Raw genomic sequence first — 23,922 nt, forward strand, 5'->3', positions numbered from 1 at the left:
TTTCACATTGTACTTTCTACTAGTGCTTTATATTCTTCTTGTAACTTTTTAAATCGTTCTTCATACTTTTGCATCTTCACAGTATCCGTTTTTGAATTAAGGACTGGCCTTCTTCTCCCAGTCACCATTATATTTTTCCCATCTATTGCATCGTTCATATATACGTAAGGTTTAAAAGACTCACATACCGTATATGGCAATGCTACAGAGAGTTTTGCATACTCTTCCACTTTAAATTGATTAGATAAGCTTAACTCCTTTAAATTTTTCAATTGCATTAACGGTTCTAATGAATCATCTTTAACCTTTAAATTCATCAAAGTAAGCTTTTGCAACTGCTGTAATTCAGCGAGTGGTTTTAAAGTTTGTACTTTCATCGCTGTATTTATTCCACCACCCATATAGAAGGTATTGAGTTGTGTGCACTTACTTAAAGCACTTAAATCTTCTAACTTAGAAAAATCATCAATTAGTAAGGATTTGAGTTTTTTATTATAATCAATATCCCATAACGTCTTCGCTTTTGTATTCCAGCACATATACAACTGTTGTAAATTGGACAATTTCTGAAGGCTACTTAAATCCTCGACCCTCATTTTGTAAACGTATAATATATCGGGACAAACATACGTAAGAATATGATCAAACTGCTTTTGATTTACTGTGAACACCCATAATTTTTTAACTTTCAAAGATGCTAGTCGTTCTATATTTTTTGTTTTCCCCTCAATCGCTACTTCTTCTAAATCACCAGCTATACTTGCTAAGTCTTTCATAATCTTCGGCTGATCACCAATCGGAAACATGTTATCCCCCCTACAACTCCCAAGTAATATTCATTTCTGCAAATGACTCCTTGCTAGCTTCCAATCCTTCGCTATTTTCCGTTCCAATCATTTCTACTTCTTCTTTAGACAACTTAATTTCCTCATTTGGCCTTTGGATTTTTTTCTCATACACGAGTTGTAAAAGCTCTATTTGTTCCTCTGTCAGTTCATACTCTTCTTCCAGTCTTTCCATTGCTGATTCTGTATCAAGTAATGGAATTTCTAATAAGAATCCACCGTGCTCTTCCATCTCTTCAAATGAATCAATTGAATACGCACCACTATCCTCAATCCAAAATGCAGTTGTAATAAAAGGAACTGTTTCGCCTTCTACTTCTTCTAATACGTATTGAAGTGCTTCTTCTTTCGCAATATCTATTACTTCCGAAGGTGCCCCTTCAAAATAACTTTTCGCATCAATCCACTCATCCATTCTCTCACTATTCACATCTTGAAGACATACAATCGTGTAATTCGGATGAAACGTAATTGCCCCTTGTCCGCCTTGGCTATCTTGCATACTATAGTTAAATCCATCCCATGAACTTTCATATGAGAAATCTGGACAATGCGCTACATTAATTGCATGGGCAATCGAATTTAAAACGCAGCCTTTCCATAATTGTTCTCTATCTATATGTAATTTATATTTACTCATCATCTTCCCCCATGCACATATTTTTTTCTATTATCTTTCCTCTACACAATACTTGTAAATACTTTTCTATCTACTACAAAATAAAAAAGACGTCTTTTTATAGTTGAAAATTTACTAATAAATAAAACGAATTATTTAATAAATGAATCCCAATTGGAACGAGTAAATTCTTCGTTTTCTTATATGTGTATGCCAAACATATGCCCATACCAAAAATATATAAAATACTCCCTACTGTAAGGGGGTGCCCTAAAGTAAATATGAAAGCACTTATAGCAGCACTACTAAGTGTAGAGAAGCGCTGAGATAATTTCATAAAAAACATACCTCGAAATACAATTTCCTCCCAAATAGGCGCAAAAGTTGTGAGCACAACTACGTATAGAATGATTTCACTTGTAGTAGGTTCTATTACTATATTAGATTCATCCACACCAAGCCCATGTGGTAAAACTACATTTAATACCGCAAGATACATAAGCATTACAATCGTTGTTATTACTATCGTTACATAATGTTTAAGATTATTGAATTGTAATGATTTTATTAAATGTAAGCAGCAATTTCTTGCCGGTGCATACATTACGATAATCATACAAAACGTGAAAGGTGGAATAAGATGATCTACATACCATGGGTATAAGGAATAATCATATAAAAGGTTCAAAAAACCAATTCCATGCATGACCCCAAAAATAATTAATAGAATGCTAATTACTTGGCGCATGCTCATTTGTTCATTCTTTTCTTCATATGTAGCTAATTCCGTTTCCATTATATCCCCTCCAGTATAATTAAACCTTTTTAACCATTATATACCAAATAAAACATAAAAAAAGACAATACCTCAACTGTATTGTCCATTTTCTTCCCTACCATTTCTCTCTACACATCTCAATTAAATGCAGTAAGTACCTCTTCGTCATATCTGCCCTTCTCCACCTTGAGAGCATTCGCTTTTCTTTTGGGTTCTGCCGTATTCTCGCTACTTCTTTTAATAAAAGCTCCCATTCTTCCGCTGAACGTTCTGACAAGTATTGCAAGCCTCTATCTTTTGAAACGATTGTTTTATGATCTAGTGTATATAAAATACGTCCCATCGTAACGACAGCTGATTCTACCCACTCTTCTATAAAAAATAAATATGGCTTCTTCGCCTTTTCACTCCAGTACTGTTCTACGTTGTATTTCATCGTATTTACTACATCATTCCATTGTATTTGCAGCGGAAGATCTTCTGCTTCTTTTCCGGTAACTGTAATGCCTTGATTTTTCAACGTCCACCATGTGACCGCATTAATGTCCCAATGACCAACATTAGCTTTACCATCTGCACAATACACGTACTCGTTCATTTCATCATTGTATTTCCCTAAGTCAGCAAGCGGAATATACATACCGTCCATTCTTTTACCTAGCATATTATCACTAAGTTTCTTATGTAGTTCCACAAGCTGCTGTTTTTCAGCTTCATTCACGGAATCATTTATCACTGTAACAAAATCAACATCGCTCGTTTCCTTATGAAATGCACCTAGTGCGATGGATCCGTAAATATATACCCCGACTATTTTTTCATCCAAAAAAATTTCTTTTAATTCTACTGTGTACCGCTCCATTAACTGCTCTACTTCCGTTGGTAACGCATGCTTCACTCCATTTTTCATATCTATCCCTCCAATAAAAAAAGCCTTTGCAAATTCGCAAAGACTTCTTGTTTTATAAATATTTCTCGATTTCTTCGTAAACATCCTTCAAACGAGGATTTCCTTCTCCAACAATTTCTCCATTTACAAGAACGACCGGATAAAATAAATCTTCTTCCACTACGCGCTCTGCGAATGCTTTTTTATCCGCATCTTCTTGTTCTTCCTGGAAATCAATATACTCGAAATTAAATTTATTTTCTTGTCCTTCATATTTACGACCAATTGCCGCTTGTAACCATTCAAACGTTTCTGTTGAAGATGGCATTCCAACGCAGCTCGCACAAATTACTTTCGTCCCATACACTTGAACATTAACCATTTCTTCTCCCCCACTTCTTGTCCCAACAGTATATTCAGATGTCTTATTACATAAGCACATCATTTTACAAACTTATTCCATACCCCTATACTGAAAAAACACGATACAAAATTTCGACAATAAAACAAGAAGAGAAAAAATAGATTTTCCCCTCTATCTTGATTATAATAAAACTGATGAAAGGAGTCGATAAAAATGGAAAACCCACATATGCAAGAACAAGTATTAGAAGTATTAGATAAATTACGTCCATTCTTACTTCGCGATGGCGGAGACGTTGAATTAGTAGACATTGAAGAAGGTATCGTAAAACTACGCCTTATGGGTGCATGCGGAAGCTGCCCAAGTTCTACAATCACACTAAAAGCTGGTATCGAGCGCGCGTTACTTGAAGAAGTACCAGGCGTTATCGAAGTAGAACAAGTATTTTAATTAAAAGCGGAAGCGGCTCGTTCAGAACAGGAGGTCATTGGAGCTCCTGACGAAGAGGCGCTTTTTGCCTCACAGGAAGGCGCGAAATGGCCGACTGTTCTAGCCGCTGGAGCTAGATACTAATCTAAAAGCGGAAGCGGCTCGTTCAAAATGTGAGGGGGATGGAGCTTCTGACATAGAGGCGTTTTTTGCCTCACAGGAAGAAGCGAAGCCACCGAACATTTTAGCCGCTGGAGCTGGATATTATCTAGCGGCTCGTTCAAAGTCACTTGCTAAAAGGAGACCAAATTTGGTCTCCTTTTTTTATTCAAATCACATTTATCCGTTAACATCATAAAACAAAATTGGAAATCCCTCTCAAAAAATGCGATAATTAATACTATATAGTGAATCGTTCACACATATAAAGTAAAAAACATAGGGGGACGACACATGCCAAAAATGGGGAACACTTTTTTAACAATTCAAGAACTAGAAAAGAAAAAAGAGTATTTATTAGGCCTTTCATCCGCTATACCAACGTGGAATACAAGCTATCAATTTTTATTTAAAGAAATCCAGCAAGAATTATTGGGTAAAGTAAATGAAAAGCTCGAAAAGCATCAATTCGTTTTAAATATATGTACAGATCAGCAGGTAGGGGCATAATGTATTACATAAAATTGTGGTATATAAAAAAGAGACCTCACTCGGTCTCTTTTTTATATTTTTAAGATAACCAATCTAATTTTCTAATCCCAAGCTTATCTACTGGTAAACGAAGCGAACCATAAAAATGCTTCATAAATTGCTCTGAGCGGTTCACATCGTGTAAAATGGCTTCTAAGCGATCTCTATATATGCTTTTTTGTTCTTCGTTTCCAGTTTGGTAATATCGTTCGACCGTTTCAAAATAGTGCAGCGGGAACAGGAGCCTTGCAAATAATAAGCGCCAGCCAAATGAGGATAGCGAATAATTCCGTTCATAATCCGTAACAAATTGAACGATTGTTTGCTCCCAGTCTTTCTTTTTTTCTATCGTCATATGGCGGATCCATTCTGCAATATCTCGACTCGGGTGATCATACACCCAATCAAAAGGAAGTTTGAGACGCTTCGTTTGATGCCATAATAAAGGTGTGAATCGTTCTTGGCAAATTGTTGCTGCATCCGTTAGTTGCGGCGTATCATCCATTTCTGTATCGACAACATATTGAATGGCATTTTCTGCAACTCCTAAGTAATACGGGAAGGATTCAATAAACAATTGATCGAATACATCTGAAGGGTGGTTCATCACTTGTGATTGCCAAAACTTTTCTAATTGATCGAGCCTTTTTTCCCATAACGCTTTCCATTCACCAATTCGGCTTAATTGCTCAATTTCTTCTGGAAAGAATGCACCTCGTTTATGGAATATAGAAAGCTCACTTCCTAATGACATAGCATGTCGTTCTAACGTGCGCATACCTTTTAATAAGCAATAATTTTGTTCTTCTATCTCACTTACATAGTAGCCGTGTATAGTCGGAACGAAAGTCGCTACAGTTATATCCCCTTGCTGGTTCATATAATCACTGAGCTTTTTCATCTCTACAAGTACTTCTTCCTCCATTTCTCCAATTGGAACAAGTACATAAATTTTGTTGCGAATCCAAAAGCTTTTATAGGGGCCAAGGGGGATTAATTCTTTAACATGCATGTGATAATGCTCATAAATATGCTGAATCATCGCAGTCGCCACCTATGGTTTTTCTTTATATATATGAGCTTGTGCTCGCCTTTCATTCCTATGCACATGATAAAGCAACGAAACGTATACAAATACTAAAAAGAAAAAAAGGTGATAAACATGAAAGAATCAAATCAACTACAAGAAAGAGCATTAAAACTATTACAAGAACGCGGTGTAACAATTGACGATATTGCTGAACTTGTTCATTTTCTTCAAAAAAAATATCATCCAAATTTAGAGATGTCAGAATGCCGTTACAATGTAGAACGTGTACTATCAAAACGTGAAGTACAAAACGCACTGATTACTGGTATCGAGCTTGATGTCCTTGCTGAAAAGGGAATGCTAAGTGAACCGTTACAAGATATTGTAAAACGTGACGAAGGCTTATACGGAATTGATGAAGTTATCGCACTTTCTATCGTGAATGTGTACGGCTCTATCGGTTTCACGAACTTTGGATATATTGATAAATTAAAACCTGGTATTTTAGAATACTTAAATGATAAATCAACTGGAAAGGTGCATACATTCCTTGATGATATCGTTGGCGGAATCGCTGCCGCTGCTTCAAGCCGTTTAGCGCACCGAGCTGAGCACTCAGAATAATAGTGTTTTCTAGGCCGTCAGGTTCATGCTGACGGTCTTTCATATTCCATCAGCATAAATTCTCTTCCGCGACTCAAAAAAATAGGCCCTTGCTTAAATCCGATATTTTTATATAACGTAATCGCTCTTGTATTAAATGTCGCTACGCTTAATCGAAACATTTTTGCATTAAACTCTTTCGTGGCAAACGCTATTCCAGCTTGGAAGAATTCTTTCCCCATTCCTTTCCCGGTTAACGCCGGCTTCATGCCAAGTCCGATATCAATCACATCTTCTCCACCATATAAATGAGCATCTCTTCCACCTGGTACTTGTGCATTTGCTCCAAAACAAAAATAACCGATGAAGTCTCCTTGATCATCACAACAGCCATAATACGTTCCATCTAATAGCTCTTCCATTACTTCTTTCTCGCCTGAAAAACTATATAAATTATATGGTTCCTCGTACGTCCAAGTATTTATCTCATTTGCTTCTACCTCTGTTAATTTATGTATATCCACTTTCTCTTTCCCCCTATTATATTTCTATTAACAATATTCGATATTCATCTTATAATTCATCTTTCTCAATATATTTTTTTAATTTCTTGCTTCATTTTTATGGAAGATTTTTCTTATTATGTTACGATTAAACAGAATCATTATAAATAAGGTGGTGACAATTTGAATTACTTTTCTTATCTCTCCTCAGAAGAACGGCAAAATTTTTTCTATAAAGAACCTCTTAGTTTTTCAAAAAATATAGGAAAAGAACAACTAGCTTACGCACTAGGCGCTACACTATATACTCCTGGCACGAAAGAAACGATTGCGGAAGATATAATTAGAAGGAAACATGTGGATGCTATCTCAATTATTCTTTGTCTAGAGGACGCTATAAGCGATGAGGAAGTAAAACTTGCAGAGCAAAACATCGTCGTTCAAATACAGCAAATCGCTAACTTAGTCAGTGCCAACATACTAAATCAAGCAGACATCCCACTCCTTTTTATTAGAGTTCGACAGCCAAGTCAAATGAAGAAAATTGTTACTGAATTAGGTAGTGCCGTTCATTGTTTATGTGGTTTTGTCTTTCCAAAATTCACACCGATTAACGGAAAGACTTATATCGATCAGCTTGCATATATAAACGAGTTATACTCATTATCGCTATATGGCATGCCGATTTTAGAATCACCCGAAATTATGTATAAGGAAACACGGGCAGAATCATTATTACAAATAAAGGATTTACTAGATTCTTATCACGATTACATCTTAAATGTACGTATTGGTGCTACTGATTTTTCAAGTATATTTAGTATTCGGCGTAATAAATACACACCTATCTATCATATTACTGTTGTCCGTGATTGTATTTCAGACATTATTAACGTTTTCTCAAGGGCAACAAATGAATATATTATTTCAGGATGTGTATGGGAATATTTTTCTAATGATCATGAAGAAGGGCTTATTCAAGAGGTATCACTTGACCATGCAAATGGCTTAATCGGAAAGACAGTTATTCACCCATCTCATATTAAAGTTGTACAGGCAATGCACATTGTCACAATGGAAGATTATTTAGATGCGAGATTAATTTTACAAAATGCAGATACGTATAATGGAGTGCTAAAAAGCAGTTTTTCTAACAAAATGAATGAAGTAAAACCTCATTATGGGTGGGCTCGCAAAACCATTTTAAAATCTAATATTTACGGGGTGCTACATGAAAACAAACAATTCACCGATCTCCTTATTACAAACGCAAAGCAACACGTATAACGTTTTAAATACTATACAAGTTCATGTAGAAGTACGTGATAATCCATATAATTTAGCGCTAGACAATCTTTTTCAAATGGCTGCGAGAATAAATAAGAAACGTAGTTTTTTATTTGTGAGTACAATCCTTGGAAAGCATCTTCCTATTAAACCTACAGTCTCTCTATCAAGTGGAGTTGCTCTCGCTGCAAGATATATGGAAATACTACATAATATTTCTCATCCATTTCAAAAAGAAATTTTAAATCTCATTTCATTAGAAATTGATGAAATCCCAGAGGAAGTATTTCGTTATCAATATCCTCTGCAAGAAGAAGTTTTGTTCATCGGATTCGCTGAAACAGCGACATCACTTGGTCATTCTATGTTTCAATGCTTTCAAAATGCAAAGTATGTACATACAACTAGGGAATCGATACCCCACCTAGAATCTGTCATTACATTTGAGGAAGAACATTCTCATGCAACATCACACCGTTGTTATGTAGATGAAAGCTTTTTTCAAAACAACAATCCAATTGTTCTCGTAGATGATGAGATGACAACAGGAAAAACAGCATTAAATATTATTAGATCTATTCAAAATAAGTTCCCACGAGAAGAATATATAATTGCTTCTTTGTTAGACTGGCGTTCTCATACTAATAGAAAACAATTTAAACAATTAGAAGAAGAACTTCAAATTAAGGTTCATGTTATTTCTTTATTAGAAGGCAGTATTCATACAACTGGCCAACCATTAAATATTGCAAAAAAAGAGATTCAAATTGAAGAAACAAAACCTGATTTCAAAAAGCATACCCTTACCTGCCTAAAATCACCCTATACATCAAATTATATAAAATATACTGGGCGATTTGGCATTTCAGCATATGAACAAAAGCACATTCATTCTTTCGCCCAAGAAGCAGGAAAAACTTTAAAAAGAGAAAGAATTGGAAAACGAACACTCTGTCTCGGAACGGGTGAATTTATGTATATCCCAATGAAAATTGCTGCTGAAATGGGTGAAAATATTTTATATCAATCTACAACAAGAAGCCCTATCCATCCTGTTTCAAATGATGTGAACTACGCCATTCATAATCATTTCTCATATCCAAGTCCTGAAGATCCTACTATAACAAATTACTTTTATAATATTTCACCTCATGATTACGATGAAGTATTTGTTTTCATTGAGCGTGATTTAGGGGAAGAAGCCCTATCTCCTCTTCTACAGCAGTTACAAACAGTTATTCCTTTTATTCATATCGTCTCATTTTCAAATAGCATAGAAAAGGAAGGTTGATAATTATGGTAAAAGTAAATTCTCATATTAGTAGTTACAATCCAAATGATGCTATTTTTCTATTAAAAGATATTAGTGATTTAATGAAAGAAAGTTCCACGGAAACTAGAGAACAAGCAATTCAAGCTGGCACACATTATTCCGAAATGTTACCAATGGAATATAAACCCTCTAAAGCGTATATGGATTTATTCTTTTCTTCCCTGCAACAATACAAACACAAACTAGCCATCGCTGTTGGAGTTGTCGCCGAACAGATTATACAAACTAAAGGAACTAACCTTGTCCTCGTTTCATTAGCTCGTGCTGGTACACCTATTGGCATTCTTATCAAACGCTACATACGCTATCAATACAACCTTGATGTACCTCACTATTGTATTTCTATTGTTCGCGGACGCGGTATTGATGAAAATGCACTCCATTATATTTTGGAACATCACCCTAAAGAAACAATTCAATTCATTGATGGGTGGACTGGAAAAGGTGCAATAAAAAAAGAATTAGAATATGCAGTACACACATTTAACGAACGAAATAATACACACATTTCTCATTGTATGGCTGTGCTTGCTGATCCCGGTTACTGTACTTCAATTTACGGTACACGTGAAGATTTTCTTATTCCTAGCGCTTGCTTAAATGCAACAGTCTCTGGACTCATTAGCCGCACTGTACTAAATGACACCTATATCGGTCCAAATGATTTTCATGGTGTTAAATATTATAAAGAGCTAGAGCAAGAAGACTTATCAAATTTCTTCGTTGATGAGGTAACAGATTTATTCCCTTCTGTTCATTCTCATATAGATAATCAATTACGTTATATTACTTCAACTTACACTGATCCCTCTTGGCAAGGATTAAAAGATATACAGTCTATCCAAAATCACTTTGAAATTGACGATATTAACTTAATTAAACCAGGAGTCGGTGAAACAACTCGCGTATTACTCCGGAGAATACCGTGGAAAATTTTAATACGTAAGCAAAACAATCCCGATTTAAAGCATATTTTACTTCTTGCTAAAGAAAAGAATGTCCCTATTGAAATCTATGAGAATATGGCTTATTCATGTTGCGGGCTCATTAAGCCTCTTAAGAGGGAAACGATATGATTTTCGCCAGTGATCTTGATCAGACGCTTATTTATTCCCGGAAATCGTTTCGTGCCCCTATAGAAGATGAATCAATTCAACTCATTGAAACTTTAGATGGGAAAGAAATTTCTTTCATATCACATAAAACCATTTCACTACTAAAAAAATTGCAACTGCACTCACATTTCATCCCAGTTACAACAAGAACTATTGAGCAGTTTCAGCGTATTTCTTTATTCCAAGACGAAATCATTCCCGAATACGCCATTACAAGTAACGGCGGTAATATCCTTCATAACGGTAAACAAGATGGTACTTGGAACAGGATAGTAAAAGAAAGACTATCGTTTGAATGTATAGAGGGAAACGACATACTAAAGGAATTTGGACAAATAGCTCATAAAGATTGGGTTATATCACAAAAAACAGCTGATGATCTATTCCATTATTGCATTATTAAACGGGAGAACATTCCTTATGATGAATTATCATCCTTCACTTCCTGGTTAGACAAACAAGGCTGGAATCATTCACTTCAAGGTAGAAAGCTATACTTTGTACCAAAACCAATTAACAAATGGGACGCCGTGCAATATATAAAAGAAATTTTGCAAATAGATACGATTATTACAGCTGGGGATTCTTTACTTGATTTATGCATGCTTGAAAAGGCGAACCATGCCTTTGCACCACTTCATGGTGAGTTAGGGGCAATGCATGATAACTTACAACCTCATATTTTAAAAACAGACGCAATCGGCATATATGCCGCAGAAGAAATCGTAAATAAATCACTTCAAATTATTCACAGTTCATTACCTACCTCATGATCATAATATGCACAATTGCATACGCACCACAATTAAACAAATGGTACAATCTATTTGAATCGCTGTTGCTACACTTCTTGATTAAAGAAAAGGCGTTAACACGGAAATTAGCGTCTTATCAACCTCAAGCAATTGGCACATTTTGTCATCTTAAAAGACACTCCACGAGTGTCTTTTTTTCTATATCCAACAAGGACTTACTCATTTCAAAGTATAAATACATAAAATAATGTAAATCATTACACGCATGAATCACTTTCTAAAAGTTATAAAGTAGATTCAAAATAAAAAAGCACTCTAGTTAAGAGTGCTTTTTACTTTCAAACAAGGAGGCTACATATATGGATAGTACTCTCGTATTTAACTTCGGCATTGGTATTGTCATTATTTTATTTGTCTTTTTTGTACTTTGTATGAGCGGGGTATAAAAAGGCGATTTTCGGGCGTCTTTTTATACATACATATGTATTACTTGACTTCTATAAAGGTAGTAACCATAATAGTTACAGATATACAAATAACTATTCACATATCCACAAATAGGAGGAAGAAAAATGAAACATGTAATCGTTTATGCACACCCGAATACAGAAAGCTTCAACCATGCGATTTTAGAAACGGTAAAAAGTGAATTAGAAGGAAAAGGTCACGAAGTACGCGTTCGCGATCTATACGAATTAAACTTTAATCCAGTATTAGGCGCTTCCGATTTCATCTCATTTTCTAAAGGAAATACACCAGAAGATATTAAAGAAGAACAAGAGCATATCTCTTGGGCTGACAGCATTACATTTATTTATCCAGTTTGGTGGGCGGGACTTCCTGCTATTTTAAAAGGATACGTTGACCGTGTGTTTAGCCATGGATTTGCTTATGCTTACGGTGAAAACGGTATTGAAAAGTTATTAAGCGGTAAAAAAGGATTGTTATTATCTACAATGGGTAATACGAAAGAGGCATACACAGCAGGCGGCATGTTTGATGCAATGAAGAAAACAGCGGATGTTGGTATTTTTGAATTTACAGGCATTGAAACAATTGAGCATACATTCTATACAAGTGTTCCTTCTGTGGATGACAGTGTGCGTAAACAATATCTTGAAGAGGTTAAAGACGTTGTGAATCGTGCGTTCTAATAAAAAACTCCGGTTGTTAAAACCGGAGTTTTTTTATTTCATCATTAATTTCGGAATATATCTTTGAAGAATGCTTTCTAATTCATTCATATCTTCCTGTCTAATAAGTAAATTCACATTGTCATTCATTTTTTCTCGCCCACGATATAAAAATATATTTTCTTTTGGATTTTCCCATGTTGATGTTTTATAGCCTTTCAATTCTTCATATGAATAAAAGTTTAATCCATCTATTACACCTTTTTCATATATTTGTACACTTTTAATAAGGTGTATAGCTATTAAAGTCATAAAACAACTTGCTACAGCATGAATACCTAGCTGAATAAAAAACTGTTCAACTGTATCAATATCGCCACTTACGTACTGAGCATATATATACATACATTGTCCAATGAAATATGCTGGTCCAAGTAATGCAATCCAACGTCTTTTCACCCGAGGATACATTGCAATAAGTTTTCCTGCGCTTTTTTTCATTTCATTTATTTTATATATTTTCCATAGAACAAAGAACAAAACACATAATGTAAAAACAAGCATAATACATGACATCCAGTACATTCTTATCCCTCCTTTATATCAATACATTTAAATTTTACATTCTATATACCTATAGTACATATGCAATTATGCATAAAAAAACAGGTAACCTCTTCGGTTACCTGCATTTCATTACATCTTCTCAATCCACTCCGTCAAGTTATGCACAACTTGCGTTGGTTGTACTTCGTATTCTGTTAACTTCTCCACAGTTGTGACTCCAGTGTGGACAAGAAGGGTATGCATGCCAGCATTTATTCCTGCTAAAATGTCTGTATCGTAGTTATCCCCAACCATTAATGCTTCATTTTTTTCTATGCCAAGTACTTTTAAAGCTTGTTCCATAATGATTGATTCTGGTTTTCCGATAAAGATTGGATCCACACCTGTTGATACTGCTACAACTGATGTTAATGAACCATTACCTGGTAATAATCCGCGCTCAGTTGGGATGGCAATATCCCCATTTGTAGAAATAAACGTCGCGCCATTACGCACAGCAAGACACGCTTTTGCTAACTTTTCATATGTGATGTCACGATCTAAACCAACAACAACGAAATCAGGATTTTCATCCACAAGTTCAAATCCTTTTTCCACAAGTGCATCGTGTAAGCCTTCTTCACCAATCATATATACAGTTGCGTCTTGTTTACGTTCATAAATGAAGTTCGCAGTCGCCATACTCGTTGTGAATACTTGCTCTGCTTTCGCTGGAATATCGAAACGAACAAGTTTTTCTGCCACTTGTTCTGGTTTACGCGTTGAGTTATTCGTAACGAATAAATAAGGAATGCCGCGCTCTCCTAATGCTTTTACGAAGTCGCTTGCCTCTTCAATTTGTTCTTCTCCGCGATACATCGTACCGTCTAAGTCAATTAAGTAACCTTTATACATCGATTATGTCTCTCCTTCTATGCTAACGTTCTCACCTTATCATACCACTCTTATATTACCCGCTTTTTCCAAAGAAAAAAACGCTTTACCTAAAAGCGCCCCATAACGTTCATTTTTTCTCTTTTACTTGGTAAGAACAACTACAATCGCCCTCACACATATTTGCTAACGTCTTTACATCTGCTCCTGCAAATAAACGCTTATACATCTCTTTTTCATCTTTACATACTTGCGGGAATCTCTCTGCAATTTCCTTTAACGGACAGTTTTGTTTTTCAATTACGAAAGAATTCTCTCCATCTCTCTTTATTTGAACCATATAACCGTTTTTCTCTTGCATAGCTGCTATCTCTTGCACTTTATATGCTAAATTCTTTTGATTACTCACTCTCTTTTGTAACTGTTCTTCCATTCGCTTCGTTCTCTCTTTTAAAACGTAACGAAGTATTTTTTCATCACCCATTCGAGCTAAATCTTCTAGCATATCAATCGCAAATTGCTTATACTCTTTCGGGAATGTATCTTCTCCCTTTTCACTTAATCCATACAAATAAGTTGGTCTTCCGACATGTTGCCTTACCATCTTAGAATAAATAAGTCCGTCTTTCTCAAGATTACTTAAATGTCTTCGGATCGCCATTTCTGTAATCTCTAAAACGTCAGCTAGTTCCGCTACCGTGTGCTCTCCCTTTACTTTCAACAATTGTACAATTTCGTCTTTTGTCGTACGTGCTTCCCCCATACTTCACCCTTCTCCCTTTTCTTTCTCACATACAATATAAGATCCCCAAAAGGCATTCTCTGGGGATCTTATAAGCATAATTATTCTGGTACAAATGCAGATACAGGTCCTAATTCCTTTTCTAAATAACTGCGAACATTTGCTGGGTATTTCTCTACCACTGCAATATGTTTTTGAATCGTCTTATATAATTCATCATGATTCATTTGAATATAGTCTTGCGTAAGCATTTTTCGAAGAAGGATAATTTCTTTCATCCCTTGTCCATCTTCTTCACTTATCACTCGCTCGTCCATTAAAATATCAATAATATCTTCATAGCTTCCTGGATCGCGCATAATAAATCCATCAATCATCGCATTCCCGGCATCTAATACACAATCAATAATAAGATGGGCTATGCGCTCTAATGCGTAAAATTCAAACTCGGTTTCATATATCTTTTTCTCTTGAAATGTACTTGTTGCTCGTTCTAAACATACTAGCATTTGTTCTATTTTCTTTCTGTCTACAAAATACATGAATGTCACCTACCTGGAAATTAAAGCATTTACATTTTAATTGTAACGCTTTCTTCTGAAAAAATCGACAATTTTTCGAATTCACCTTTTCTCCGTTATTTGTTATAGTTATATTTGTATGATTTTTGAAATTGGAGGAATGAAATCTTGGAACGTGAACTCGCACTAGAAATTGTCCGTGTAACAGAAGCAGCAGCATTAGCATCCGCACAGTGGATGGGCCGCGGAAAGAAAAATGAAGCAGATGATGCAGCAACTACAGCAATGCGTGATATGTTCGATTCAGTAAACATGGCAGGTACAGTTGTAATTGGTGAAGGAGAACTTGATGAAGCACCGATGCTGTATATTGGTGAAGAACTAGGAACAGGTAACGGTCCAGAAGTAGACATCGCCGTTGACCCATTAGAAGGTACAAACATCGTTGCAAAAGGTCTTGCAAATGCAATGGCAGTTATTGCAATCGCAGACAAAGGGAACCTTCTTCATGCTCCTGATATGTACATGGAAAAAATCGCGGTTGGTCCAAAAGCAGCTGGTAAAATTAGCTTAGATGATCCAATTGAAAAAACAATTGAAATTGTAGCAGAAGCTAACAATAAAAAGATTCGCGATCTAACAGTTATCGTTCAAGAACGTGAACGTCATCAAGATATTATTGACCGTGTTCGTGCAAAAGGTGCACGCGTAAAATTATTTGGTGACGGTGATGTTGGTGCGTCAATCGCAACAGCACTACCTGGAACGGGTATCGACTTATTCGTAGGTATTGGCGGAGCTCCAGAAGGTGTTATTTCTGCAGCAGCATTAAAATGCCTTGAAGGTGAAATGCAAGCTCGTTTAGTTCCAATGAACGAAGAAGAAGAAGCTCGTTGTCGTGAAATGGGATTAGAAGATCCTCGTCAACTTCTTATGTTAGATGACTTAGTATCTGGGGATGATGCAATCTTCTCAGCAACTGGTGTATCTGCTGGTGAGTTATTAGACGGTGTTAAATTCCTTGGTGGAGATTTAGCTGAAACATATTCTATCGTAATGCGTTACAAAACAAGAACAGTACGATTCATTAAAACGCATCACCATTTAGATCATAAGCCACACTTAAACTTAGATATTTAATAAAGGAGCCATGTGTATGGAAGAACGTTTCTTTCTGTACGACGATACTGTCGCTACAAAAACGCGTTTCGTTAGCTTTATGGGAGAAAATGAGCGTCACGATTTAGCGCTTTTATACTCTGATCGTCATTACGGTAAAACAATTGTCCTTGATATGCAGCGCAATAAATTTGCAATCATCGGCGCTGACGATTTAAACGAACCAGGCTACTTAGAGCACGCATTTTCTATGACTGAAGAAATTGCAGAAGAACTACGCTCATTTTTATTTGAACTTATATAATTTATCTTAGGCACCAGCTGTTTTAGCTGGTGTTTTTTCATTGCGAGTATTTTTAATTTTCAAACTAATATGTTATAATTAAGAATAAATCTATTTGGATAGAAAGGACGTTATCTACGTATGCCAACATTTACTTTGTAATGGACCAGCAATTGGATAGCATTACTCTCAAAAAAGCACCACGCTTTTTCAAGGGAGTAGTCTGCCCATTCCCATTACAAAGGAACGTAACGCATCTGTAGTATGATGTTTACGGAGGTTCCTAAGGGAACCTCCTTTTATTTTTGTCTTTTTCTCATGTCTTCATACTACAAGACATCCAAATAGCTGTATTACGTTCCTTTGCCACTACTATAAGAGGTGAAGGAAAATGCAGAAAGTACAACTTTCTTGGAGTTTATATGAAAATGAACAAAACACAATCGAAAAGTATTGTAAAAATTGCAGACGCACTACCCTATTTACCGACACAAATATTCGTAGGCATAACGCCAACGGAAAAAACATATATCGCTTTGCCATTTATAAATGTCCGAAAGATCATACGTGGAATCAAAAACTTCGTATTTATAAATCATTTACTGATCATGTGGAAACAGTCGATATGCCTCAGCAAGATCAAACGGAAACAACTACTACCATTTCCATTACACAGCATATAGAAAGTGGCGTAGCTGAAATTACAATTGTATTAGATATCGTTTTCGGTTCCCACCGAATGGATAAAGCCTTATCCACATATATTTCCGACTGGAGCCGTACACGCATTGTGGATAAAATTAAAAACGGAGATATTCAATTGAACGGACAACAAATGAAACCAAATACAATACTATCTGAAGGAGATTATATCTCGATTTGTTTATAATGCAAAAAATCCTCTTACAATCGTAAGAGGATTTTTTTATTTCTTCATTTTTCGTAATACGAAGTGTGCGCAACCGAAGTTACAGTACTCGTATAAATACTCCGTTAACGTACTAATTTTCGTATCATATGTCGCACGCTGGTTACTATCATCAAAGAATCCGCGCAGTCTAAGTTGCTCATATCCCCAGTCTCCAACGATATAATCATATTTATTTAAAATTTCTGCATAGCGCTCTTTAAATGCTTCTTCACTAAAACCGTCACGAAAGTTTTTAATTACTTCGTACTGCACATTATTAATGCTCACCGTAGCATGAATCTCTTGCTTTTGCTCCATCATTAACTTCCTCTCTAAGCATTCTTCTTTTTATCGTATCACAAAGCATAACAACCAACAATTTCAAATACAAAAAATTGCAAATTAGTACATGCTATGGAGAAGGAGGTGATACATCGTGAAAAAACAAATTTTACTTTCCCTTCTCACTATTTCCTTATTTGCAGGCTGCCAATCAGCGAACAAAGCTGAAATGGAACGTGAAGAAGGAAGCCGTGTTCTTGTTTCCAATAAAAACGACATGTATCATACGGAAAATACAAATACACGGCTCACAAGGGTCGGCTATTCATCTAAACAAAAGCATGAAGTATCTAACAAACAAGTAGGAGCCATTAACCGTGAGAAAGTTGCTGAAATGATTACAAGTATGACAGTCAAACTTCCTGACGTTACAAACGCTGCTACGCTCGTTACCGATGATGAAGTATTTGTTGTATACCGTGCAAACACAACGGATCCAAAACTCGTAGCAGATCAAGTATATAGAGCTGCTTTGTCCATCGTCCCTCGCTATTATAAAGGATATGTATCAACAGACCAAAAGTTGATTTCCCAAATTCAAGGTCTTCAATCTGGCGCATTAAATGATACAGAATATACGCAAAGCCTCGATATGCTAAAACGTGAAATGAGTAAAAATCCTCATTTGAACAATACGGGAGATCAGACTTTGAATGATATGATTAAAAAGTAAAACAGGTGGAGAAAATCTCCACCTGTTTTACTTTTTAATTTTATTACGATCCGCATAAACCTCCATCGCATCACACATAAATTGCGCTAACCCCTCACCAAACTTATCGATATTTTTCGTGAAGCGCTCATCAGCGACGTACATTTGACCGAGTCCTTTAAAAGCATCTAATGAATATGCACCGAAGTTTTGCAAGTAATCGTACCACACTCCAATTGCTTCTTGTGCCTCTTTAGAATCTGGTGCTCCGTGTCTAAGCGCTGCTAACTTTCTATAAATAGCATTAAACTCCTCTTGGTTCTCTTTTGACATACCTTTTGCATATTCGTTCGCTTTATCTACAGCTGCGTCTCCCCATTTTTCACGTGCTTCTTCTTCATATGGGTTATGGCTGAAATCGAATCCTTCAAATTTCTCTTTGTTCGTCATTTCAATCTCTCCTTTTGTATGCTGAATTGTTTTATCAATCGTCGCAATCACTTTATCTAATCTAGCACGCTTTTCAAGAAGCATTTTCTTATGAAGCTCTAGTGCCTCTTCGCGATCAAATGATGGACTCATGATAATCTCTTTAATTTTTTTCAAAGGGAAGCCAAGCTCTTTAAAAAACAAAATTTGCTGCAATGTCTCTAAATTTTCATTGGAATACAGACGATATCCAGACTCTGTCGTCTCGTCTGGGGTTAACAACCCAATTTCATCGTAATGATGCAGTGTGCGCACACTAATTCCAACTAAATCAGCTACTTCTTTTACTCTCATTGTCATTTGTATCTCCCCCTTAGTACATACGATAAAGTATGACGCAACGTTAGAGTCAATAAGTAAATTCATTTTATCTTAAAAAGTTTCATCTCTCCTATATTTGATGCATAATAGTTATGTACATATATTAGAAAGCGGTGAAAGTATGGTTTCAAATACTGTAATTGCCAGCATCATCTTTCAACTCATTGTCTCGATTCTGGTCCCAATTATTGTACTCGTTTATTTCCGTAAAAAATATAATATGAATTGGAAAGTAGTCGGCATTGGTGTTCTTATCTTTATCGGATTTACCCAAATTCTTGAAACACCATTCCACCTATTTATGCGCGGTAATCCAACAATCGCTCCATTTTTAGAAAATCCGTTTGTCTTCGCAATTTATGGCGGATTGACTGCTGGTATTTTTGAAGAATTAGGACGCTTCGTTGCCTTCTTCTTCTTACTAAAAAAATATCTAGAATATAAAGATGGCTTCGCTTATGGAATTGGTCACGGCGGAATTGAATCTATTTTAATTGGCGGTTTTTCTGCATTACAAGCATTAATCTTTGCTAATTCTATTAACGATGGTAGCTTCGCTCGACTGATTGAACAAAAACCCGAGCTGAGCATTTTACAGGACATGTTAATTCAGCAACCTGCCTACTTATACTTCCTTGGTAGCTTAGAAAGAATTATGGCACTCGTGCTTCAAATTGCCTTTACAATGCTTGTTTTATACGCAGTAAAACAGAAGAAATATATCTTCCTAGTATACGCTATACTATTCCACGCATTTGTAGACTTTTTCGCGGCACTTTACCAAACAAAAACAATCAATATCTTCGTTGCAGAAGGAATTACACTTCTTTGTACAATTGGCGCTGTCGTTCTTATTCGCAAAATGAAAGCGAAATTAATGAGTGTACCGGAGTAAAAAATAAACCACCGATTGGTGGTTTATTTTTTATGGATTGTCGCAATGATGATAGCTTTTTCCTTCTTGCAGCTCCCTCTTTGTTTCTGCATCTATAACGATATATTTATGAAACTCTTCTACTTCATTTTGAGAAAAGGAAGCAAAAAAATAAACTTGGCGATCAGGATGAACAAAAAAATCTTGAAGCATCACACTACTCCGACAACCCACGGCTGTTTTTTGTAGGAAATAAAATTCTTCATCGGGCACTTCTTTAAATAAGATTTTTTTTCGAACACTATATGCTGCATTATTGTATTCTTTATAGATTTTCTTATCTAACTGTTTATAAAAAATATCCTCACTCACAAATGACTTATTTCGATTGCTTGGATAATTTACTTTTTGATTCGACTCTGCATAAGTTGTGGACAAGTGTATAAAAAAACAAAGACTAACTACAATACATATCATTTTATTCATGATTGCACCTCAAATGTTCATTATCCACATTACTTTTCCACATATTTAAATCCATATGCCGTTTTACAAGAAAAAGGAATTATTTCCACATTTGTCGAAGTATATAGCGTCAACTTGAAAGATGGGGATGAATTATGAAGAAAATTATTGTAATACGACATTGTTCAGCAACTGGGCAAAAACGTGATGCTGAATTAACGACCGATGGAAAAGACCAAGCAAATACCCTTGCTACATTCCTCTTAGAAAATCATCTACAAATCGATCATATTATTTCAAGCCCGTTTGTCCGAGCTATCGATTCCATTCGGCCCTATGCGCTCCAAGCTAACTTATCTATCCAAGAAGATGAACGATTAACTGAACGCATATTGAGCAACGTTCCAATGGATGATTGGATGCAAAAACTAGAATCTACTTTTACAAATATAGATATTGCCTTTTCAGGCGGAGAGTCAACAAAACAAGCAACAGACCGTGCCATATCGCTTATTCAAGACGTTTTACAATTAAACCATACAACAACACTACTTGTTACACATGGCAATTTACTTACGCTCATTTTAAAGCATTTTGATCATACGATTGGCTTTAATGAATGGAGAACTTTAACGAATCCTGATATTTACGAAATTACAATCGACGAACAATGTATCATAAAACGCTTATGGGAAGCATCATCTAAGTAATATCCCTTTCCAAAACATTCAGTTGACGCCACGAGAAGAAACTGTACTAATAATAGAAAGGGGTATCACTCCATATGTACGAAGATGTACTTGCTCTACTACATAAAACAAATGTTTCTTATGAAAAATTTGAACACGAACCAGTACTCGATTATGAGACAGATAGGATTGTACGTGAGAGACTCGGCTTACAAGGCACTCCAAGTAAAAGCTTATTTTTAAAATCAAAGTCTGGAGATTATTACGTATTTTTTACGTTAGAGGGCACAAGACTCAACCGGGGAGAAATGAAAGAACTAACAGGAGAACGGTTATCTCTCTGTTCTCCTGATGAACTGCGAGACAAAACTGGTTGTACGCCGGGATGTGTGGCTCCTTTCGGATATTCACACGATGTAACAATTATTGTGGATAACGCTATTTATACGTACGATAAAATTTTAATTACACCTGGTGTACCTGAATTTACAATTGAATTATCCACAGAAGAATTAAAAAAGATTTTATTAACATGTCCAAATACCGTTTTAGAGTATAAACAAAAAGAGAGCTAATCGTTAGCTCTCTTTTTTCATTATTTAGCTTCTGCTGTTTTTTCTTTTGCAGAACGTACTTGCTCGTCCGCATGGTAAGAAGAACGCACAAGTGGGCCAGCTTCACAGTGGCTAAATCCTTTGCTAAGTGCAATTTCTTTAAGCTCTGCAAATTCTGCTGGTGGGTAATATTTAAGAACTGGTAAGTGCTTCTTAGATGGTTGTAGGTATTGCCCAAGAGTTAAAATATCCACATTGTTTGCACGTAAGTCATCCATTGCTTCAATTAAATCTTCTCTCGTTTCACCTAAGCCCACCATAATGCTCGATTTAGTTGGAATATCAGGCTGCATTTCTTTCGCTCGACGTAAAAACTCTAATGAACGTTCATATTTTGCTCTAGCGCGAACTCGGTCAGATAATCGACGTACTGTTTCAATGTTATGGTTTAAAATATCTGGTTTTGCATCCATTAACATTTTTAAGTTTTCTTCTACTCCACCCATATCAGATGGTAATACTTCGATTGACGTAAATGGATTTTTACGACGTACAGCGCGTACTGTTTCAGCAAAAACAGCTGCTCCGCCGTCTTTTAAATCATCACGTGCAACCGCTGTTATAACAACGTGCTTTAAGCCCATTTGTACTACTGAATCTGCCACGCGTTCTGGTTCTTGTAAATCAAGCTCAGTTGGTAAGCCTGTTTTAACCGCACAAAAACGACAAGCACGTGTACAAACCGCACCTAAAATCATAAATGTTGCTGTTTTTCTTACAGCCCAGCATTCATGAATATTCGGACATTTTGCTTCCTCACAAACGGTATGAAGATTTTTAGAACGCATCATTTTCTTTAAGCCTGTATAGTTTTCATTCGTGTTTAACTTAATTTTCAACCATTCGGGCTTGCGCTTATATTCTGTTTGTTTTGTCATGGTTATCAACTCCGCACAATATGAAATAGTTTACCGTGTTCGCTTCTTTCAATGTAACATATCTATTCTAACGTATGAAAGCGATTTGCTCAAATGAAGATTCTAAGATTTTTTCCAATCGTTCCCTATAATGAAATACTCCGTATATCCCACACTAAAAAGAGTGATGTTGTGAAAGGAGTCTATTTCATGCTTCGAAAAATTTCTCTTTTGCTTTCTATTTGTTTTCTTCTCCACCAAAACATCGCTTACGGTGAAGATAATCAGCAAAGCATATACGAAAAGCGCATGGCACTATATAAAGAAACCGAGCAGTCTTCAGGCATTCCATGGTATTACTTAGCTGCAATGGATCAATATGAAAGAAATATACGGAGCGTAAGAAAAGATATTCCGAAAAAACCAGATGCCATCATTTCCCTTTATTTCAAACCAGAAATATGGGCTGGACCTATTAATAGTAACGATACTCTTCCCCATACAATTTCTCTATTTGGCGGAATAGGTTTAGATGGTGACAAAGATGGATTTGCAAATGCAAATAGCGACCGTGATCTTCTGCATACCGCAGCGACTATTTTAAGGAAACAAGGAACGTCAGAAGACCGTATTAAAATTATGCTCTGGGAATATTATAGACGTGCCAAAACAGTTGATTTAATTAGCGAATACGCCCAAATTTATAAACATTATGGACGTATTAATTTAGAAGGAAATGCTTTTCCTCTTCCGATCCGTAGTGACCATAGCTACCGTAGTACTTTCGGCGCTGGAAGAAGTTTTGGCGGCAGAAGGATTCATGAAGGAACCGATATTTTTGCCGGATATGGCGTGCCAGTAAGATCGACTTGCTATGGCATTATTGAAACGAAAGGTTGGAACCGCCTTGGTGGATGGCGCATTGGTATTCGCGACCTTCATAACAATTACCATTATTACGCTCATTTAGGCGGGTTTTCAAAAGAAATACAGCTTGGACAAATTGTTGAGCCAGGAAAAGTACTGGGATTTGTTGGTAGCACTGGTTATGGACCTCCTGGTACAGCCGGAAAATTTCCGCCCCACTTACATTTTGGCATGTATAAAGACAATGGCTATACAGAATGGGCCTTCGATCCATACATGCATTTAAGCCTTTGGGAGCGCAAAGAACGAGCAAATACAAAACGATAACCGTAGCTGCATTGCTACGGTTATTTTTTATCCAGTA

Annotated in this window: 31 protein-coding genes; 16 read left to right on the forward strand and 15 right to left on the reverse strand. The window is 36.1% G+C overall.

All coding sequences use genetic code 11. From position 1 onward, the window contains the following. Positions 1-2 precede the first annotated feature (2 nt). From BHV55_RS24710 to BHV55_RS24730, 5 genes are all read right to left on the reverse strand, one after another. On the reverse strand, positions 3-806 hold the full coding sequence (locus BHV55_RS24710) for a leucine-rich repeat domain-containing protein (protein ID WP_000483946.1): 804 nt from the start codon (positions 804-806) through the stop codon (positions 3-5). Positions 807-816: 10 nt separating this feature from the next. After that, complete coding sequence (locus BHV55_RS24715) at positions 817-1,485, reverse strand: hypothetical protein (RefSeq protein ID WP_070757772.1); 669 nt, start codon at positions 1,483-1,485, stop codon at positions 817-819. 97 nt (positions 1,486-1,582) lie between these two features. Next, positions 1,583-2,260: a CPBP family intramembrane glutamic endopeptidase gene (locus tag BHV55_RS24720; protein WP_070757770.1), complete on the reverse strand. Its 678-nt coding sequence runs from the start codon at positions 2,258-2,260 to the stop codon at positions 1,583-1,585. Positions 2,261-2,357: 97 nt separating this feature from the next. Next, entirely contained in the window at positions 2,358-3,152 is a 795-nt protein-coding gene (locus BHV55_RS24725) for a nucleotidyltransferase domain-containing protein (RefSeq protein WP_001986998.1), read from the reverse strand. A 52-nt stretch (positions 3,153-3,204) separates the two neighbouring features. After that, positions 3,205-3,513: a YuzD family protein gene (locus BHV55_RS24730; protein WP_000248588.1), complete on the reverse strand. Its 309-nt coding sequence runs from the start codon at positions 3,511-3,513 to the stop codon at positions 3,205-3,207. 195 nt (positions 3,514-3,708) lie between these two features. On the opposite strand from BHV55_RS24730, the gene BHV55_RS24735 reads away from it, so the two are divergent. Then, a complete protein-coding gene (locus BHV55_RS24735; protein ID WP_000431159.1) occupies positions 3,709-3,945 on the forward strand; it encodes a NifU family protein in 237 nt (78 codons plus the stop codon). 432 nt (positions 3,946-4,377) lie between these two features. Further along, positions 4,378-4,593 carry a hypothetical protein gene (locus tag BHV55_RS24740; protein WP_001125494.1) on the forward strand — a complete coding sequence of 72 codons (216 nt, stop codon included), beginning with the start codon at positions 4,378-4,380 and terminating at the stop codon, positions 4,591-4,593. Positions 4,594-4,654: 61 nt separating this feature from the next. On the opposite strand, the gene yutH is transcribed toward BHV55_RS24740, so the two are convergent. Then, positions 4,655-5,656 (reverse strand): spore coat putative kinase YutH, encoded by a 1,002-nt coding sequence (yutH, locus tag BHV55_RS24745; RefSeq protein ID WP_000614218.1) that lies wholly within the window; start codon positions 5,654-5,656, stop codon positions 4,655-4,657. A 120-nt stretch (positions 5,657-5,776) separates the two neighbouring features. Between yutH and BHV55_RS24750 the strand changes: the two genes are divergently transcribed. Beyond that, the gene (locus BHV55_RS24750) at positions 5,777-6,268 is read left to right on the forward strand and encodes a phosphatidylglycerophosphatase A family protein (RefSeq protein ID WP_000665094.1); all 492 of its coding nucleotides are present in this window, start codon (positions 5,777-5,779) and stop codon (positions 6,266-6,268) included. Between the two features lie 23 nt (positions 6,269-6,291). Here BHV55_RS24750 and BHV55_RS24755 read toward each other — a convergent pair whose 3' ends face one another. Further along, the gene (locus BHV55_RS24755) at positions 6,292-6,771 is read right to left on the reverse strand and encodes a GNAT family N-acetyltransferase (RefSeq protein WP_048568472.1); all 480 of its coding nucleotides are present in this window, start codon (positions 6,769-6,771) and stop codon (positions 6,292-6,294) included. 162 nt (positions 6,772-6,933) lie between these two features. Between BHV55_RS24755 and BHV55_RS24760 the strand changes: the two genes are divergently transcribed. From BHV55_RS24760 to BHV55_RS24780, 5 genes are all read left to right on the forward strand, one after another. Then, the gene (locus BHV55_RS24760; protein WP_001106091.1) at positions 6,934-8,037 is read left to right on the forward strand and encodes an HpcH/HpaI aldolase/citrate lyase family protein; all 1,104 of its coding nucleotides are present in this window, start codon (positions 6,934-6,936) and stop codon (positions 8,035-8,037) included. Then, entirely contained in the window at positions 7,982-9,328 is a 1,347-nt protein-coding gene (locus BHV55_RS24765; RefSeq protein WP_070757768.1) for a phosphoribosyltransferase family protein, read from the forward strand. Before BHV55_RS24760 ends, BHV55_RS24765 begins: the two co-directional genes overlap by 56 nt. A gap of 5 nt (positions 9,329-9,333) precedes the next feature. Then, the gene (locus BHV55_RS24770) at positions 9,334-10,446 is read left to right on the forward strand and encodes a cysteine protease StiP family protein (RefSeq protein ID WP_000241504.1); all 1,113 of its coding nucleotides are present in this window, start codon (positions 9,334-9,336) and stop codon (positions 10,444-10,446) included. Further along, a complete protein-coding gene (locus BHV55_RS24775) occupies positions 10,443-11,258 on the forward strand; it encodes an HAD family hydrolase (RefSeq protein ID WP_000575383.1) in 816 nt (271 codons plus the stop codon). Before BHV55_RS24770 ends, BHV55_RS24775 begins: the two co-directional genes overlap by 4 nt. Before the next feature lie 554 nt (positions 11,259-11,812). Then, the gene (locus BHV55_RS24780) at positions 11,813-12,394 is read left to right on the forward strand and encodes an NAD(P)H-dependent oxidoreductase (protein ID WP_000683436.1); all 582 of its coding nucleotides are present in this window, start codon (positions 11,813-11,815) and stop codon (positions 12,392-12,394) included. Between the two features lie 33 nt (positions 12,395-12,427). On the opposite strand, the gene BHV55_RS24785 is transcribed toward BHV55_RS24780, so the two are convergent. The 4 genes from BHV55_RS24785 to BHV55_RS24800 all read right to left on the reverse strand — a co-directional run bounded on the left by BHV55_RS24785 (position 12,428) and on the right by BHV55_RS24800 (position 15,097). Further along, positions 12,428-12,958, reverse strand: coding sequence for a hypothetical protein (locus BHV55_RS24785; protein WP_000289910.1), 531 nt, complete (start codon positions 12,956-12,958; stop codon positions 12,428-12,430). Between the two features lie 111 nt (positions 12,959-13,069). Continuing rightward, entirely contained in the window at positions 13,070-13,834 is a 765-nt protein-coding gene (locus BHV55_RS24790) for a TIGR01457 family HAD-type hydrolase (RefSeq protein ID WP_000276467.1), read from the reverse strand. A 109-nt stretch (positions 13,835-13,943) separates the two neighbouring features. Continuing rightward, the gene (locus BHV55_RS24795) at positions 13,944-14,576 is read right to left on the reverse strand and encodes a helix-turn-helix transcriptional regulator (RefSeq protein ID WP_000503350.1); all 633 of its coding nucleotides are present in this window, start codon (positions 14,574-14,576) and stop codon (positions 13,944-13,946) included. 80 nt (positions 14,577-14,656) lie between these two features. Then, on the reverse strand, positions 14,657-15,097 hold the full coding sequence (locus BHV55_RS24800; protein WP_000274000.1) for a DUF86 domain-containing protein: 441 nt from the start codon (positions 15,095-15,097) through the stop codon (positions 14,657-14,659). A 147-nt stretch (positions 15,098-15,244) separates the two neighbouring features. Here BHV55_RS24800 and glpX point away from each other — a divergent pair, with 147 nt between their 5' ends. The 3 genes from glpX (at position 15,245) to BHV55_RS24815 (ending at position 17,367) form a co-directional block, all read left to right on the forward strand. After that, a complete protein-coding gene (gene glpX, locus BHV55_RS24805; protein WP_000439090.1) occupies positions 15,245-16,216 on the forward strand; it encodes a class II fructose-bisphosphatase in 972 nt (323 codons plus the stop codon). A 16-nt stretch (positions 16,217-16,232) separates the two neighbouring features. Next, on the forward strand, positions 16,233-16,499 hold the full coding sequence (locus tag BHV55_RS24810) for a DUF3055 domain-containing protein (protein ID WP_000392606.1): 267 nt from the start codon (positions 16,233-16,235) through the stop codon (positions 16,497-16,499). Positions 16,500-16,869: 370 nt separating this feature from the next. Next, positions 16,870-17,367 carry a cytoplasmic protein gene (locus BHV55_RS24815; RefSeq protein ID WP_070757765.1) on the forward strand — a complete coding sequence of 166 codons (498 nt, stop codon included), beginning with the start codon at positions 16,870-16,872 and terminating at the stop codon, positions 17,365-17,367. Positions 17,368-17,403: 36 nt separating this feature from the next. On the opposite strand, the gene BHV55_RS24820 is transcribed toward BHV55_RS24815, so the two are convergent. After that, on the reverse strand, positions 17,404-17,706 hold the full coding sequence (locus BHV55_RS24820; protein WP_000435942.1) for a YutD family protein: 303 nt from the start codon (positions 17,704-17,706) through the stop codon (positions 17,404-17,406). Positions 17,707-17,824: 118 nt separating this feature from the next. Between BHV55_RS24820 and BHV55_RS24825 the strand changes: the two genes are divergently transcribed. Beyond that, complete coding sequence (locus BHV55_RS24825) at positions 17,825-18,403, forward strand: YhcN/YlaJ family sporulation lipoprotein (protein WP_000744129.1); 579 nt, start codon at positions 17,825-17,827, stop codon at positions 18,401-18,403. A 27-nt stretch (positions 18,404-18,430) separates the two neighbouring features. Here the strand turns inward: BHV55_RS24825 and BHV55_RS24830 are convergent, their stop codons facing one another. Then, entirely contained in the window at positions 18,431-19,171 is a 741-nt protein-coding gene (locus BHV55_RS24830; protein ID WP_069605098.1) for a MerR family transcriptional regulator, read from the reverse strand. 100 nt (positions 19,172-19,271) lie between these two features. Here BHV55_RS24830 and BHV55_RS24835 point away from each other — a divergent pair, with 100 nt between their 5' ends. Further along, positions 19,272-20,087 (forward strand): YhfC family intramembrane metalloprotease, encoded by an 816-nt coding sequence (locus tag BHV55_RS24835; RefSeq protein WP_002101508.1) that lies wholly within the window; start codon positions 19,272-19,274, stop codon positions 20,085-20,087. A gap of 30 nt (positions 20,088-20,117) precedes the next feature. On the opposite strand, the gene BHV55_RS24840 is transcribed toward BHV55_RS24835, so the two are convergent. Further along, positions 20,118-20,552 carry a hypothetical protein gene (locus BHV55_RS24840; RefSeq protein ID WP_061139660.1) on the reverse strand — a complete coding sequence of 145 codons (435 nt, stop codon included), beginning with the start codon at positions 20,550-20,552 and terminating at the stop codon, positions 20,118-20,120. Between the two features lie 134 nt (positions 20,553-20,686). Here BHV55_RS24840 and BHV55_RS24845 point away from each other — a divergent pair, with 134 nt between their 5' ends. Both BHV55_RS24845 and BHV55_RS24850 read left to right on the forward strand, forming a co-directional pair. Continuing rightward, the gene (locus BHV55_RS24845; protein ID WP_000721049.1) at positions 20,687-21,241 is read left to right on the forward strand and encodes a histidine phosphatase family protein; all 555 of its coding nucleotides are present in this window, start codon (positions 20,687-20,689) and stop codon (positions 21,239-21,241) included. A gap of 74 nt (positions 21,242-21,315) precedes the next feature. Continuing rightward, complete coding sequence (locus BHV55_RS24850) at positions 21,316-21,795, forward strand: YbaK/EbsC family protein (protein WP_000272747.1); 480 nt, start codon at positions 21,316-21,318, stop codon at positions 21,793-21,795. A gap of 20 nt (positions 21,796-21,815) precedes the next feature. Here the strand turns inward: BHV55_RS24850 and lipA are convergent, their stop codons facing one another. Then, positions 21,816-22,712: a lipoyl synthase gene (lipA, locus tag BHV55_RS24855; protein ID WP_000166372.1), complete on the reverse strand. Its 897-nt coding sequence runs from the start codon at positions 22,710-22,712 to the stop codon at positions 21,816-21,818. 189 nt (positions 22,713-22,901) lie between these two features. On the opposite strand from lipA, the gene BHV55_RS24860 reads away from it, so the two are divergent. Further along, positions 22,902-23,885 carry a M23 family metallopeptidase gene (locus tag BHV55_RS24860; protein ID WP_044584957.1) on the forward strand — a complete coding sequence of 328 codons (984 nt, stop codon included), beginning with the start codon at positions 22,902-22,904 and terminating at the stop codon, positions 23,883-23,885. Positions 23,886-23,922: the final 37 nt, after the last annotated feature.

Origin of the sequence: Bacillus sp. RZ2MS9, from assembly GCF_001816185.2 — a bacterium.
GTDB classification, from domain to species: domain Bacteria; phylum Bacillota; class Bacilli; order Bacillales; family Bacillaceae_G; genus Bacillus_A; species Bacillus_A cereus.

What these genes read in the sequence shown, in the direction of transcription:
- BHV55_RS24710 (WP_000483946.1), bottom strand. Translation starts at nt 806, where the DNA reads ATGTTTCCGATTGGTGATCAGCCGAAGATTATGAAAGACTTAGCAAGT.
- BHV55_RS24715 (WP_070757772.1), bottom strand. Translation starts at nt 1,485, where the DNA reads ATGAGTAAATATAAATTACATATAGATAGAGAACAATTATGGAAAGGC.
- BHV55_RS24720 (WP_070757770.1), bottom strand. Translation starts at nt 2,260, where the DNA reads ATGGAAACGGAATTAGCTACATATGAAGAAAAGAATGAACAAATGAGC.
- BHV55_RS24725 (WP_001986998.1), bottom strand. Translation starts at nt 3,152, where the DNA reads ATGAAAAATGGAGTGAAGCATGCGTTACCAACGGAAGTAGAGCAGTTA.
- BHV55_RS24730 (WP_000248588.1), bottom strand. Translation starts at nt 3,513, where the DNA reads ATGGTTAATGTTCAAGTGTATGGGACGAAAGTAATTTGTGCGAGCTGC.
- BHV55_RS24735 (WP_000431159.1), top strand. Translation starts at nt 3,709, where the DNA reads ATGGAAAACCCACATATGCAAGAACAAGTATTAGAAGTATTAGATAAA.
- BHV55_RS24740 (WP_001125494.1), top strand. Translation starts at nt 4,378, where the DNA reads ATGCCAAAAATGGGGAACACTTTTTTAACAATTCAAGAACTAGAAAAG.
- yutH (WP_000614218.1), bottom strand. Translation starts at nt 5,656, where the DNA reads ATGATTCAGCATATTTATGAGCATTATCACATGCATGTTAAAGAATTA.
- BHV55_RS24750 (WP_000665094.1), top strand. Translation starts at nt 5,777, where the DNA reads ATGAAAGAATCAAATCAACTACAAGAAAGAGCATTAAAACTATTACAA.
- BHV55_RS24765 (WP_070757768.1), top strand. Translation starts at nt 7,982, where the DNA reads ATGAAAACAAACAATTCACCGATCTCCTTATTACAAACGCAAAGCAAC.
- BHV55_RS24770 (WP_000241504.1), top strand. Translation starts at nt 9,334, where the DNA reads ATGGTAAAAGTAAATTCTCATATTAGTAGTTACAATCCAAATGATGCT.
- BHV55_RS24775 (WP_000575383.1), top strand. Translation starts at nt 10,443, where the DNA reads ATGATTTTCGCCAGTGATCTTGATCAGACGCTTATTTATTCCCGGAAA.
- BHV55_RS24780 (WP_000683436.1), top strand. Translation starts at nt 11,813, where the DNA reads ATGAAACATGTAATCGTTTATGCACACCCGAATACAGAAAGCTTCAAC.
- BHV55_RS24785 (WP_000289910.1), bottom strand. Translation starts at nt 12,958, where the DNA reads ATGTACTGGATGTCATGTATTATGCTTGTTTTTACATTATGTGTTTTG.
- BHV55_RS24790 (WP_000276467.1), bottom strand. Translation starts at nt 13,834, where the DNA reads ATGTATAAAGGTTACTTAATTGACTTAGACGGTACGATGTATCGCGGA.
- BHV55_RS24795 (WP_000503350.1), bottom strand. Translation starts at nt 14,576, where the DNA reads ATGGGGGAAGCACGTACGACAAAAGACGAAATTGTACAATTGTTGAAA.
- BHV55_RS24800 (WP_000274000.1), bottom strand. Translation starts at nt 15,097, where the DNA reads ATGTATTTTGTAGACAGAAAGAAAATAGAACAAATGCTAGTATGTTTA.
- BHV55_RS24810 (WP_000392606.1), top strand. Translation starts at nt 16,233, where the DNA reads ATGGAAGAACGTTTCTTTCTGTACGACGATACTGTCGCTACAAAAACG.
- BHV55_RS24815 (WP_070757765.1), top strand. Translation starts at nt 16,870, where the DNA reads ATGCAGAAAGTACAACTTTCTTGGAGTTTATATGAAAATGAACAAAAC.
- BHV55_RS24820 (WP_000435942.1), bottom strand. Translation starts at nt 17,706, where the DNA reads ATGGAGCAAAAGCAAGAGATTCATGCTACGGTGAGCATTAATAATGTG.
- BHV55_RS24830 (WP_069605098.1), bottom strand. Translation starts at nt 19,171, where the DNA reads ATGACAATGAGAGTAAAAGAAGTAGCTGATTTAGTTGGAATTAGTGTG.
- BHV55_RS24835 (WP_002101508.1), top strand. Translation starts at nt 19,272, where the DNA reads ATGCATAATAGTTATGTACATATATTAGAAAGCGGTGAAAGTATGGTT.
- BHV55_RS24840 (WP_061139660.1), bottom strand. Translation starts at nt 20,552, where the DNA reads ATGAATAAAATGATATGTATTGTAGTTAGTCTTTGTTTTTTTATACAC.
- BHV55_RS24845 (WP_000721049.1), top strand. Translation starts at nt 20,687, where the DNA reads ATGAAGAAAATTATTGTAATACGACATTGTTCAGCAACTGGGCAAAAA.
- BHV55_RS24850 (WP_000272747.1), top strand. Translation starts at nt 21,316, where the DNA reads ATGTACGAAGATGTACTTGCTCTACTACATAAAACAAATGTTTCTTAT.
- lipA (WP_000166372.1), bottom strand. Translation starts at nt 22,712, where the DNA reads ATGACAAAACAAACAGAATATAAGCGCAAGCCCGAATGGTTGAAAATT.
- BHV55_RS24860 (WP_044584957.1), top strand. Translation starts at nt 22,902, where the DNA reads ATGCTTCGAAAAATTTCTCTTTTGCTTTCTATTTGTTTTCTTCTCCAC.